The 11,928-nt window shown below is 58.1% G+C and carries 13 protein-coding genes; 1 reads left to right on the top strand and 12 read right to left on the bottom strand.

Annotated features, from left to right (window positions below):
* Positions 1 to 12: 12 nt before the first annotated feature.
* From I9185_RS01960 to I9185_RS01915, 10 genes are all read right to left on the bottom strand, one after another.
* Positions 13 to 747 (bottom strand): ATP-binding cassette domain-containing protein, encoded by a 735-nt coding sequence (locus I9185_RS01960; RefSeq protein WP_171633076.1) that lies wholly within the window; start codon positions 745 to 747, stop codon positions 13 to 15.
* Positions 740 to 1,453 carry an ABC transporter permease gene (locus I9185_RS01955; protein WP_210092226.1) on the bottom strand — a complete coding sequence of 238 codons (714 nt, stop codon included), beginning with the start codon at positions 1,451 to 1,453 and terminating at the stop codon, positions 740 to 742. Before I9185_RS01955 ends, I9185_RS01960 begins: the two co-directional genes overlap by 8 nt.
* 157 nt (positions 1,454 to 1,610) lie before the next feature.
* Positions 1,611 to 2,600, bottom strand: a complete 990-nt coding sequence (locus tag I9185_RS01950) for an ABC transporter substrate-binding protein (RefSeq protein ID WP_152457702.1) — start codon at positions 2,598 to 2,600, stop codon at positions 1,611 to 1,613.
* A gap of 59 nt (positions 2,601 to 2,659) precedes the next feature.
* The gene (locus I9185_RS01945) at positions 2,660 to 3,505 is read right to left on the bottom strand and encodes an ABC transporter permease (RefSeq protein ID WP_171231810.1); all 846 of its coding nucleotides are present in this window, start codon (positions 3,503 to 3,505) and stop codon (positions 2,660 to 2,662) included.
* Entirely contained in the window at positions 3,502 to 4,419 is a 918-nt protein-coding gene (locus tag I9185_RS01940) for an ABC transporter permease (protein ID WP_171363011.1), read from the bottom strand. Before I9185_RS01940 ends, I9185_RS01945 begins: the two co-directional genes overlap by 4 nt.
* On the bottom strand, positions 4,416 to 4,859 hold the full coding sequence (locus tag I9185_RS01935; protein WP_245217983.1) for a GNAT family N-acetyltransferase: 444 nt from the start codon (positions 4,857 to 4,859) through the stop codon (positions 4,416 to 4,418). Before I9185_RS01935 ends, I9185_RS01940 begins: the two co-directional genes overlap by 4 nt.
* Positions 4,849 to 5,643, bottom strand: a complete 795-nt coding sequence (locus I9185_RS01930; RefSeq protein WP_210092225.1) for an ABC transporter ATP-binding protein — start codon at positions 5,641 to 5,643, stop codon at positions 4,849 to 4,851. Before I9185_RS01930 ends, I9185_RS01935 begins: the two co-directional genes overlap by 11 nt.
* Entirely contained in the window at positions 5,640 to 6,137 is a 498-nt protein-coding gene (locus tag I9185_RS01925; RefSeq protein WP_210092224.1) for a hypothetical protein, read from the bottom strand. The genes I9185_RS01930 and I9185_RS01925 overlap by 4 nt, the downstream gene beginning before the upstream one ends.
* Positions 6,138 to 7,592 carry a dihydropyrimidinase gene (gene hydA, locus I9185_RS01920; protein WP_210092223.1) on the bottom strand — a complete coding sequence of 485 codons (1,455 nt, stop codon included), beginning with the start codon at positions 7,590 to 7,592 and terminating at the stop codon, positions 6,138 to 6,140.
* A 92-nt stretch (positions 7,593 to 7,684) separates the two neighbouring features.
* On the bottom strand, positions 7,685 to 8,935 hold the full coding sequence (locus tag I9185_RS01915) for a Zn-dependent hydrolase (RefSeq protein WP_210092222.1): 1,251 nt from the start codon (positions 8,933 to 8,935) through the stop codon (positions 7,685 to 7,687).
* A 172-nt stretch (positions 8,936 to 9,107) separates the two neighbouring features.
* On the opposite strand from I9185_RS01915, the gene I9185_RS01910 reads away from it, so the two are divergent.
* Positions 9,108 to 9,716, top strand: a complete 609-nt coding sequence (locus I9185_RS01910; RefSeq protein ID WP_171723449.1) for a TetR family transcriptional regulator C-terminal domain-containing protein — start codon at positions 9,108 to 9,110, stop codon at positions 9,714 to 9,716.
* Between the two features lie 47 nt (positions 9,717 to 9,763).
* On the opposite strand, the gene preA is transcribed toward I9185_RS01910, so the two are convergent.
* On the bottom strand, positions 9,764 to 11,068 hold the full coding sequence (gene preA, locus I9185_RS01905) for an NAD-dependent dihydropyrimidine dehydrogenase subunit PreA (RefSeq protein WP_171633091.1): 1,305 nt from the start codon (positions 11,066 to 11,068) through the stop codon (positions 9,764 to 9,766).
* Positions 11,069 to 11,086: 18 nt separating this feature from the next.
* Positions 11,087 to 11,923: a methyltransferase domain-containing protein gene (locus I9185_RS01900; RefSeq protein WP_210092221.1), complete on the bottom strand. Its 837-nt coding sequence runs from the start codon at positions 11,921 to 11,923 to the stop codon at positions 11,087 to 11,089.
* Positions 11,924 to 11,928: the final 5 nt, after the last annotated feature.

Here is an 11,928-nt window from a genome sequence, read left to right as displayed (position 1 = left end):
GCTTTCTGTATTTCATGTAACCAACCCGCCCCCCAAATAGCGGCGCGACGCATCGCTTTCGGGTGAATTCAAAACCTGTTTTGCCACACCGTGTTCCACGACATGCCCGCCCTGCATCATGACCACGTCCGAGGCCAAACGACGGGCCTGACCGATATCATGCGTCACCATCACGATCCGCACGGCCCGAGCCGATGCCCGCAATATCATTCGTTCGATCATCTGGGTCGCGCTGGGATCCAGAGCGCTGGTAGGCTCGTCCAGAAACAAGGTCTCAGGGTCCAGCGCCAGCGCACGGAGAATCGCCAATCGCTGCGCTTCTCCCCCGGACAATGACCGCGCGGGTTGTCTGGCCTTGCCGTCCAGCCCGCCTTCGGTCAGCAATTCGGCGATACGGGCCTTACGGGCCCTTCGCCCCATGCCTTGACGCTTGAGAACGAAGTCAAGGTTTGCCGCAACAGATCGACGCAGCAGAACCGGTTTCTGAAACACCATGGCCTGGCGGGCTTTCTGTGCCGCGCCCAGCGGTTTTCCACCCTGGACGACCTGCCCCCGATCCGGCGTGATCAGCCCGTGCAGACAGCGCAGCAACAGGCTTTTGCCTGCACCGTTGGGGCCAAGAATCAAGGTTGGCCCCGGCCCATCCAGAACCAATGACGAGACGTCCAACAACGCCTTGCCGTTACTGCGGATTTGCAGGTTCTCGACCTTCAGGCAGTTCACCCTGTCGCAGAGCAGGTCACGCATGACGCACCCCTTCCCGTTCGGCCCGCAGGCTGATCGCGCTGACCATCGCGTTCACGGCCACCGCGATCCCGATCAGGATTGCCCCCAGCGCCAGAGCCAACGCCAGATTTCCCTTCGACGTCTCCAACGCGATCGTCGTCGTCATTACGCGCGTCACATGGTTGATGTTGCCGCCCACGATGATCACCGCGCCGACCTCGGCAATGGCGCGCCCAAACCCCGCAAGCAAGGCGGTAACCAGTGCCAGCCGCGCATCCCAGAGAAGCACGGGAACCGATGCCAGCCGCGACACGCCCAGTGATCGCAGCTGTTCGGAATATTCCTCGGCCAGCATTTCGACCACCTGCCGGGTCAATGCCGCGATAATGGGAGTGACCAACACGACCTGCGCAATGATCATGGCCGTCGGGGTATACAAAAGCTCTAGCACACCCAACGGGCCGGAACGGGACAGCATCAGATAGACCAGCAGCCCCACGACCACGGGCGGGAACCCCATCAGGGCATTCATCAGAACGATCAGCATCCGCCGCCCCGGAAACCTGGCCACAGCCAGAGCGGCACCGACGGGCATGCCGATCAGGGCGGAAATCAGAACCGCAAACACGGATACTTTCAGGGACAACAGCACAATCGCCCACAGCTCTGAGTCTCCCTCAAAGATCAGCGCGATGGCAGAGTTGAATTCTGATGCAAATCCCTGCATTTTATCCCGTGAAGTTCACAATTCGTATGAAATGCGTTCGTTTACAAGTAAATACTACTCTGATTTCAGGTCGAGTACAGACACATATCCGGCATTTAGAATGAAAAACGCGGCCCCGATTGGGACCGCGCCTCAATTCCCCAAGGAAAGGCTGAGATCAATTCAGTGCAGCATCGGTGATCTGATGTGTCCAGGCCCCTTCGGGCTTTTTGGTAATAACCGGATCAGACCCGCCTGCCAGCAATGTGTTGACGGTGCGGTCGAAATCAGCCGGGTCCAGCGCGCCGTTCGACCCTGCGGTCAACTTGGCGATCTCACCCATCATACGCTTTTGGTGCTCTTCCGTCTGAGCACCGGTTGCATCGTTTTCCAGAACGATTTCCGCCGCTTCGTCCGGGTTCTCCTCGGCATATTTCCACCCCTTCATCGACGCGCGAACGAACCGCTCCATCTTGTCGGCGAAGGCCGCATCGCTCAGGTTCTCTTCCAGCACATAAAGACCGTCTTCCAGCGTTGCCACGCCCTGGTCTTCGTATTTGAAGGTCACCAGCTCATCCGGGCTGACACCGGCATCGATGACCTGCCAGTATTCATTGTAGGTCATGGTGCTGATGCAATCCGCCTGACGCTGAAGCAACGGGTCGACGTTGAAGCCCTGCTTCAAAACTTCCACTCCGTTTTCGCTTTTGCCATCGGTACTGATGCCCAACTGGCTCATCCAGCTCATGAAGGGAAACTCGTTGCCAAAGAACCAGACACCCAGCGTGCGGTTCTTAAGGTCTTCGGGCGACGAGATCCCGGCGTCTTTCCAGCAGGTCAGCATCATGCCCGAGCTTTTGAAAGGTTGCGCGATGTTCACCAGCGGCAGCCCTTTTTCACGGGCAGCCAGCGCGGCAGGCATCCATTCGACGGTCACATCGGCACCACCGCCTGCAATCACTTGCGTCGGAGCGATGTCAGGCCCGCCGGGCAGAATGGTGACGTCCAGCCCCTCTTCTTCGTAAAAGCCCTTGTCCTTGGCAACATAATAGCCCGCGAACTGTGCTTGCGTGACCCATTTCAGTTGCAATGTCACCTCATCCGCCGCCAGCGCCGCACTGGCTGCCAGGCTAAAGGCGGCAACCGCCCCGCTGAGTAGCTTGTTCATCTTCATTTCTCCTAGTTGCTTGTTGTGCCCCAATTTCGGGGTCTGTTGATTTCTTTGTTTTATCCGCGCTGTGACGGGTGCCAGAAGGTCACCACTTTTTCGATCCCCGCCACCAGCCCATAAAAGGCCGTGCCGGCCAGTGCCGCAACAACGATTTCGGCCCAGACCATGTCCAGCGACAATTGCCCGACACTGGTAGAGATCCGGAACCCCATACCAAGTGTCGGTGAACCGAAGAACTCGGCCACGATAGCGCCGATCAGAGCCAAAGTGGTGGAAATCTTCAACCCGTTGAAAATGAAGGGCATCGCTGCGGGCAAACGCAGTTTCATGAAGCTCTGCCAATAGGTTGCGGCATAGGTCTCCATAAGATCGCGCTGCATCGAGGTGGCTTCCCGCAGGCCCGCCACGGTGTTGACGAGCATCGGAAAGAACACCATCACAACCACCACCGCCGCCTTGGAGTGCCAGTCGAACCCAAACCACATCACCAGAATGGGGGCGGTTCCGACAATCGGCAGGGCGGCCACGAAATTGCCGACCGGCAACAGGCCCAGACGCAGGAAATCCCAGCGATCCACCGCAATCGCCATCAGAAAGGCCGCGATGCACCCGATGACATAGCCGCTGAGCGCGCCCTTGATGATGGTCTGCACAAAATCAGCCCACAGGATCGGAAGGCTGTCCGCAAACCGTACCGCTATTACCGACGGCGCTGGCAGGATGACCAGAGGAACCTCAAGCCCGCGCACCAGAAGCTCCCAGATCCCGATGACCGTCAGGCCAAAGATCAGCGGGGCCAGAAATCGCACCATTCGGGTGTCGGCATAAGGCCCGCTGGCCAACCGGCTGTTCAACCACCAGCCCAAAAGCCAAAGCAGGACAGCACACAAAACCAGTATCATTGCGCCATCCCCATCCGTTTCAATACGGCACGTTCAATCAGCCCCAGCAACCCGACCAGGCATGCCGCCAGAATGGCAGCCGCGAACAGAGCCGACCAGATCTGTACCGTCTGACCGTAATAGCTGCCGGCAAGCAACCGCGCGCCCAGACCGGCAACAGCCCCTGTCGGAAGCTCACCAACAATGGCGCCGACCAGCGACGCGGCGATCCCGATTTTCAGCGAGGTGAACAGATACGGCATGGATGCCGGCAGGCGCAATTTCCAAAAGCCCTGAGACCGGCTGGCGTTATACGTCCGCAACAAGTCCAGCTGCATCGCATCGGGGCTGCGCAGGCCCTTGACCATGCCGACGACAACCGGAAAGAAACTCAGATAGGCCGATATGATCGCCTTGGGAATGATGCCCTGGATACCAACGGAATACAGCACCACAATGATCATCGGCGCCAGCGCGATGATCGGAATGGTTTGACTGACAATGGCCCATGGCATGACCGACAGGTCCATAACGCGGCTATGCACGATACCCACGGCCAGAAGGATCCCCAGGCCGGTGCCAATCGCAAATCCCAGCATCGTCGCGCTGAGCGTGACCCAGCCATGATAGATCAGCGACCGTTTCGAAGTGATCTTTTTCTGGACCGTCGTTTCCCACATTTCTACGGCGACCTGATGCGGGGCCGGCAGTCGAGGCCGGTCCTGTTCCCATGTGGCCGGGATGGCGAATGTGTTGTTCAAAACAAGACCAACCTCGGACATGTCCCGCCGGTCCTTGGCAGACGGCGGCTGTACGACGGCCCCCGCGCGTTCCTGTTCGGTCAACACGCCCTTTATGTTCATCGGAATACAGGCCACGTACCAGAACAGAACAATTGCGGCGATGACTGTGAATACGGCGATGACTTGCTTCATGCACGCCACTCCATCCGATAGACGGGCACGGTATCCGGCGGCACAGGGGGTTCCTCGGCCGTCACTTCAAACCCTTCACGGCGATAAAAACGTTGCGCCGCCGTATTGGGCCGGTGCGTCGTCAGCCAGAGAAAATTTCGGCCCTCTTTTGCTTTGTCGACAAGGCGCTTGCCGATACCCTGCCCCGTCCGGCTGCAATACAGCGCGCCGATTTTATTCTGTGCCGGGTCCACTGACATGTAGCAATCGACCGGATCACCGGCGACCCACATTTCACGGCTGTCGAATGCGTCGCTGATCAGCTTCGCCAGTTCATCGACCGGCAGTTCGTCGGGCATCCAGTCCGTTTGCGTGGCCCAGTCGTGAACAACCCTGGCGCAGGCAGGCACATCGTCTGGCGCCGCGCGCCGGATCTTATCCGCATTCAGCTCAGCCGTCATTGGAATGCCCACCCCGCAAACCTTCGCGCACACGGTGCGCAACCTCGATGAATTCCGGGGTGTCGCGAATGTCCAGCGGCCGTTCCTTGGGCAGCGGGCTGTCAATCACATCGGCGATCCGCCCGGGCCGTGGGCTCATCACCACGATCTTTGTGCTCAGATAAACCGCCTCGGGAATGGAATGCGTCACAAATCCGATCGTCTTTTCCGTACGCGCCCAAAGCTCAAGAAGCTGCTCGTTCAGATGGTCCCGCACGATCTCATCAAGCGCCCCGAACGGCTCGTCCATCAGCAGGATATCCGCGTCGAACGCAAGGGCCCGAGCAATACTGGCCCTCTGCTGCATCCCACCGGACAACTGCCAGGGAAACTTGCCGCCAAACCCATTCAAATCAACAAGCTCCAGGACCTTTCTCACCCGTTCATCCTGTTCGGCAGCAGGGTATCCCATGATCTCAAGAGGCAGTTTTATGTTCTTTGCAATGGTGCGCCAGGGATATAGGCCCGCCGCCTGAAAGACATACCCGTACGCCCGGTTTCGACGCGCCTCATCAGGCGTCATGCCATTGACGGTCAGCGTCCCGCCCGTAGGTGTCTCCAGGGCTGCGATACAGCGCAGAAAGGTGGTTTTGCCACAGCCGGACGGCCCGATGAAACTGACGAAATCGCCCTTGTCGATTGTCAGGTTCACGTCCTTGAGGGCGTGCACGGGTCCGTCATTGGTTTGGAAGGTCAGGTCGAGGCTTTGCGCTTCTATGACTGGGTTGGACGTGGTTGGTTTCATGTTGCTTCGTTCTTGTAAAGGATCAGAAACGCGGACAAAAGCGCCGCGGGTGCACCGAAAATTAGTGGCCAATAATTCGAAAGATCGGACAGGTCAGCCATTAAGCGTTTCATTTCGCACTCTCGACCTATGAGCCAACTCCCAATCGGCACTCCAAGCGAACTCACCAAACTGGTCATCAGTGCCGCTGCAGCGACCGCGATTCTAGTGTTGGCACCGAACCCAGCCGCGGCGGAAACCACCGCTCGATACACCACGATGCCAGGAAACAAAGCCAATAGGGAAACCGGAACCCAAAACGAACTCCCCCAAAACAAAAAGAACACGTAAAGCCACAAGAACCCGGCTAGCAAATTCAAAAGTTCGGCCGCAGATTTAACGTAAAAAAACGGCCAAAAGGTTATGAAAAGCAGGGACAATAGAATGGTAACGGCCACAAACCTTGCATACCGACCGAAAGGTGGGCTTTGTATATCCCAAGATTCGTCTGCCACTCACACCCCCGTCGCCGGAATTCCCGTCCGCTTGACTGGCCTTGGGGCGGTCAGCTCTTTCCAGGTGCTCAGCGCTTTGTTGACGGTGGTGTTCGCCTCACGCGCGACAAAGTCCCCATGACCTTCCTGCGTCCGGATTTCACCGTCATGCACCGCCACCTGACCCCGCGTCAGAGTAAAGCGCGGCAGGCCTTTGACCTCTTTGCCCTCGAACACATTGTAGTCGATCGAAGATTGCTGCGACGCGGCGCTGATTGTCTTGCTTTTCTCAGGATCCCAAACAACAAGATCAGCATCCGCCCCGACCAGAACCGCACCCTTTTTAGGATAGCAATTCAATATCTTGGCAATGTTTGTTGAAGTGACAGCCACGAATTCGTTCGGTGTCAGACGTCCAGTGTTGACCCCATGTGTCCACAACATCGGCATCCGGTCTTCCAGCCCGCCGGTGCCGTTCGGGATCTTGGTGAAATCCCCTACGCCAAAGCGTTTCTGTTCGGTTGTGAAGGCGCAATGATCGGTTGCAACCACGCTCAGCGTTCCCGATTGCAGGCCATTCCACAGGCTGTCCTGATGCTGTTTGTTGCGGAACGGAGGGCTCATGACCCGTCGCGCCGCATGGTCCCAATCCTGATTGAAATATTCACTTTCGTCCAATGTCAGGTGCTGGATCAGGGGTTCTCCCCACACCCGTTTGCCCTGCATTTTTGCCCGGCGGATGGCTTCATGCGCCTCTTCGCACGAGGTGTGAACAACATACAGCGGGACACCCGCCATGTCCGCGATCATGATCGCTCGGTTGGTGGCTTCACCTTCCACCTGCGGCGGGCGCGAATACGCATGTGCCTCGGGGCCGGTATTGCCTTCGGCAAGCAGCTTGGCACTCAGCTCTGCCACCACATCTCCGTTCTCGGCATGCACCAGGGCGGTACCGCCAAGCTCGGCAAGACGCTTGAACGAGGCGAACAGCTCATCATCATTCACCATCAGCGCGCCCTTGTAGGCCATGAAATGCTTGAAGGTGTTGATACCGCGCGTCTCGATCACGGTTTTGATGTCGTCGAACACCTGTTCCCCCCACCAGGTCACCGCCATGTGGAACGAATAGTCACAATTGGCCCGTGTCGACTTGTTGTCCCAACGTTTCAGCGCATCCAGCAGGCTCTCACCGGGGTTGGGCAGTGCAAAATCAACAACCATGGTCGTGCCGCCCGCCAGGGCCGCCCGCGTCCCGCTTTCAAAGTCATCGCTGGAATAGGTGCCCATGAACGGCATTTCGAGATGGGTATGAGGATCAATACCGCCCGGCATCACAAAACAGCCGGTTGCGTCCAGTTCCTTGTCCCCCGTCAGGTTCATGCCGATTTCGGTGATCACGCCACCCTCGACCAATACATCCGCCTTGTAAGTCAAATCCGCGGTGACAACGGTTCCGTTTTTGATGACAGTACTCATTTTGAACTCCCTGATGCGGTCTGCGCCGCTTGCTTCATCTGGCCAAAAATATCCCGGGGGAGTCGCCCTTGGGGCGACGGGGGCAGCGCCCCCTATTCCACGATTTCGGCAGTCTCGACCACGGCATGCAGCAGAACATCCGCCCCGGCTGCGGCCCATTCCTTGCTGATTTCTTCGGCTTCATTGTGGCTCAGCCCGTCAACACAGGGGCACATGATCATCGCGGTCGGCGCAACCCGGTTGATCCAGCAGGCATCATGCCCCGCGCCCGAGATGATATCAGTGTGCGAATAGCCCAGCCGTTCGGCTGCGTTTTGCACGGCCGATACGCAAGCATCGTCAAATTTCACCGGATCGAACCCGCCGACTTTCTCGAATTCGATCTGAAGACCCATCTCGTCAACGATGTCCTCGGCAGCCACCCGCAGGCGGTTCTCCATGTCGGTGATTACCTCCAGCTCGGGCGAGCGGAAATCGACCGTAAACACCACCTTGCCCGGAATCACGTTGCGTGAGTTCGGGTAGACATCGATATGCCCTGCCGCACCCACCGCATGCGGAGCATGAGACCATGCGATCTCGTCGACTTTCTCCAGGATCCGCGCCATGGCCAGCCCGGCATTCTTGCGCATCGGCATCGGTGTCGATCCGGTATGCGCATCCTTGCCCGTTACCGTGATCTGCGTCCAGCTCAGCCCCTGACCATGGGTGACGACGCCGATATCCTTGCCTTCGGCTTCAAGGATCGGGCCCTGTTCGATATGCAGCTCAAAGAACGCATGCATCTTGCGGGCGCCCACCTCTTCATCACCACGCCAGCCGATCCGGTTCAGCTCATCCCCGAACTTTTTGCCTTCAGCATCTTCGCGGTTGTATGCCCAGTCTTGCGTGTGCATCCCGGCAAAAACGCCCGAAGACAGCATCGCCGGCGCGTAACGCGTGCCTTCTTCGTTTGTCCAGTTGGTGGCGACGATCGGATGTTTCGTCTTGATCCCCAGGTCGTTCAGCGTCCGGATCAGTTCCAGCCCTCCCAGGACACCCAGCACACCATCATATTTGCCGCCGGTCGGCTGCGTATCCAGATGCGAACCCACGTAAACCGGCAGCGCGTCCGGGTCAGTGCCTTCGCGACGGGCAAACATGTTGCCCATCTGGTCAAGCCCCATGGTGCACCCTGCTTCCTCGCACCATTTCTGGAACAAGGCGCGGCCTTCCGCGTCCTCATCCGTCAAGGTCTGGCGATTGTTGCCACCGGCGACACCCGGGCCGATCTTGGCCATCTCCATCAGACTGTCCCACAACCTGTCGCCATTGATCCTGAGATTCTGCGCCGGAGCTGCCATGTTCATCTTCCCTGTTTGCTGGCGAGTTGGCTCGCTTTTGATGTCTTGATTTGACCATATGGTCAAACTCACGCTATCACGGGTTCGGTATCAGTCAAGAATTTGCGCGGTTCAGCTGAAATTTTCAGTAGGTCCCGCACCTGTTCGACGAAAAAAGAGACACGCTGAAAACATGCCAAAAGACCGCGCACCAACCCGTATTCAGAAAAAGAACCGCGCCGCGATTCTAGAGGCCGCCCTGAACGTGTTTTCATCCCACGGGTTTCGCGGCGCAACCGTAGACCAGATCGCAGCAGAAGCAGGTCTGAGCAAGCCGAACCTGCTGTACTATTTCCCATCAAAAGAAGCGATCCACACTGAATTGCTGTCCGGCCTGCTGGATACCTGGCTGGCTCCGCTGCATGATCTGGACGCCAATGGCGATCCGATGGAGGAAATCCTGGCATACATTCGGCGCAAGTTGCAGATGAGTCAGGAGCTACCACGGGAAAGCCGCCTTTTTGCCAACGAGCTTGTACAGGGCGCGCCGCGTATTCACGATGCATTGTCCAATGATCTCAAGACACTGGTCGACGAAAAGGTCACGATCCTTACCGGCTGGATGGATCAGGGAAAAATCGCGCGGGTGCACCCCTACCACCTGGTGTTCTCGATCTGGGCCTTGACGCAGCACTATGCAGATTTCGATGTTCAGGTTCGTGCAATTCTGGGCAACGAAGATCCGTTCGAGGGTGCAGAAGCCTTTGTTGACACGTTGTACCGCAAACTTCTGAGCCCCTGAAAAAAGGGGCCGCAATAACGGCCCCTTGACGATCTGTCGCAATCCCCTCATTCGGCCGCCTTGGCCATCGGGTTGTTCGGATGCGTCGTCCAGTTCGCATAAGTTGGCTGAACTTCTTTTCCGGTCCGGGGATCAACCTCGCCCGCTGCCATCGGCACCATATCGATGCAGCCTTCGATCGGACAAACATCGACGCAGAGGTTGCAAGCGACGCATTCGTCATCCATCACCTCAAACACGCGGTCCTCGGACATGGAAATCGCCTGGTGGCTGGTGTCTTCGCAGGCAGCATAACACCGGCCACACTTGATGCACTGATCCTGATCGATCTTCGCCTTGGCGACGTAGTTGAGGTTCAGATACTGCCAGTCGGTGACATTGGGCACCGCACGTCCGATCACCTCATCAATGCTGGAATAGCCTTTCTCATCCATCCATTCCGACAGCCCCGCCGTCAGTTCGTCAATGATCTTGAAGCCATAGGTCATCGCAGCGGTGCACACCTGAACGTTGCCGCAACCCAACGAGATGAACTCGGCCGCGTCACGCCAAGTGGTGACGCCGCCGATGCCGGAAATCGGCAGGCCCCGCGTTGCCTCGGCCCGCGCGATCTCGGACACCATCGACAATGCAATGGGCTTTACTGCCGGGCCGCAATACCCACCGTGGCTGCCTTTGCCGTCAATGGACGGTTCAGGGCTGAACGTGTCCAGATTGACGCTGGTGATCGAATTGATGGTGTTGATCAGCGACACCGCATCCGCACCACCGTTTCTGGCGGCCGCAGCCGGTTTGCGGATATCTGTGATATTCGGCGTAAGCTTAACGATGACCGGGCGGTCGTAATACTGTTTGCACCAGCGGGTGACCATCTCGATATATTCCGGCACCTGCCCCACGGCCGAGCCCATGCCGCGTTCGCTCATCCCATGAGGGCAGCCGAAGTTCAGCTCGATCCCGTCCGCACCGGTTTCTGCCACGCGTGGCAGAATGGCCTTCCATGCTTCTTCCTCGCACGGAACCATGATCGACGCGATCAAGGCGCGATCCGGGTAATCGGATTTGACCCGCGCCATTTCCTCGAGATTCACCTCGAGAGGACGATCCGTGATCAGTTCGATATTGTTCAGGCCCAGCAAACGGCGGTCGGCCCCGTAGATTGCGCCATAGCGCGGGCCATTCACGTTCACGACCGGAGGCCCCTCGGACCCCAGCGTTTTCCAGACAACTCCTCCCCACCCGGCTTCGAAGGCGCGGCGCACATTGTATTCCTTGTCCGTCGGCGGCGCAGAGGCCAGCCAGAACGGGTTGGGGCTGGAAATGCCCAGAAAGTTTGTCGTCAGATCGGCCATGGCTTCTCCCTTCCCGGCTCAGCCGGATTTTTTGAATATCATTTCGGTCGGGCGAATACGCCCGGCCTTGAGGTTTTTGACGTAGTTTTGGAACTTTTCGGGCGCCGTTTCGCCCATCATCAGGTGGATTCCCAGCGGCGCTGGTCCGGTCTCGGCTATCTTGGCAAATACGTCTTCGAAGAACTGGATCGCAAACGCGGTGCGGTCTGTTTCGGCAACCAGCTCAAGACCGGCCGCGGCCGCGGCGTCTTTGTATACTTCTGGCGCGTGAACAAAGGAGGTTTCCGGAAAAGTGGACCAGGGAAGCGGAAAAGCCAGCGGCTCATCCACCTCTCCGCCCATGACGTCGAACAGGGCAAAGGTGCCACCGGTGGCCAGAACCCGTGACACTTCCGCGAACAGCCCCGCTTTGTCTTCGATATTCATGCCCACATGCATCATGACGGCAAGGTCGAACCCGGCATCCGGCACAGGCATGTCCAGAGCACTGCCAACAAGAAAGCTGGTCTTTTCGGAATGTCCGACTAGATCGCTGAGCGCAGTTGCGGTTTCCACGAACTCAGGCGTCAGGTCGACCCCTGTAACCGTTGAGTCATATTTGTCCACTATGTACCGGGATGTGCCTCCGATGCCGCATCCGATGTCCAGAACGCGTGTCGCATGGGTCGGAGAAAGTTGCGCAAACAGGTTGTCGGTCGCAAGAACGCCGCCGGTATGGAATTCATCCCCCGCCTTCAGATCAGCGACAGTGGCCGCATCCGGGTCGATGCCGCTGGCCTCCAGCGCCGCGCGGACGCGTTCGGTCAGTGCACCGGTGGTATAGTGTTGAGCAACAGCTTGTTCGATCTGGGACATGGGAA

This window comes from Ruegeria sp. HKCCSP346 (genome assembly GCF_017872595.1).
Classification (GTDB): domain Bacteria; phylum Pseudomonadota; class Alphaproteobacteria; order Rhodobacterales; family Rhodobacteraceae; genus Ruegeria.
This window is presented reverse-complemented; position numbering and strand designations above follow the sequence as displayed.

Excerpts from the sequence above, each read along its gene's own strand:
- I9185_RS01945 (WP_171231810.1), bottom strand. The coding sequence starts at position 3,505 with ATGATACTGGTTTTGTGTGCTGTCCTGCTTTGGCTTTTGGGCTGGTGG.
- I9185_RS01950 (WP_152457702.1), bottom strand. The coding sequence starts at position 2,600 with ATGAACAAGCTACTCAGCGGGGCGGTTGCCGCCTTTAGCCTGGCAGCC.
- I9185_RS01930 (WP_210092225.1), bottom strand. The coding sequence starts at position 5,643 with ATGAAACCAACCACGTCCAACCCAGTCATAGAAGCGCAAAGCCTCGAC.
- I9185_RS01915 (WP_210092222.1), bottom strand. The coding sequence starts at position 8,935 with ATGGCAGCTCCGGCGCAGAATCTCAGGATCAATGGCGACAGGTTGTGG.
- I9185_RS01900 (WP_210092221.1), bottom strand. The coding sequence starts at position 11,923 with ATGTCCCAGATCGAACAAGCTGTTGCTCAACACTATACCACCGGTGCA.
- I9185_RS01955 (WP_210092226.1), bottom strand. The coding sequence starts at position 1,453 with ATGCAGGGATTTGCATCAGAATTCAACTCTGCCATCGCGCTGATCTTT.
- I9185_RS01910 (WP_171723449.1), top strand. The coding sequence starts at position 9,108 with ATGCCAAAAGACCGCGCACCAACCCGTATTCAGAAAAAGAACCGCGCC.
- I9185_RS01935 (WP_245217983.1), bottom strand. The coding sequence starts at position 4,859 with ATGACGGCTGAGCTGAATGCGGATAAGATCCGGCGCGCGGCGCCAGAC.
- hydA (WP_210092223.1), bottom strand. The coding sequence starts at position 7,592 with ATGAGTACTGTCATCAAAAACGGAACCGTTGTCACCGCGGATTTGACT.
- I9185_RS01940 (WP_171363011.1), bottom strand. The coding sequence starts at position 4,419 with ATGAAGCAAGTCATCGCCGTATTCACAGTCATCGCCGCAATTGTTCTG.
- I9185_RS01960 (WP_171633076.1), bottom strand. The coding sequence starts at position 747 with ATGCGTGACCTGCTCTGCGACAGGGTGAACTGCCTGAAGGTCGAGAAC.
- preA (WP_171633091.1), bottom strand. The coding sequence starts at position 11,068 with ATGGCCGATCTGACGACAAACTTTCTGGGCATTTCCAGCCCCAACCCG.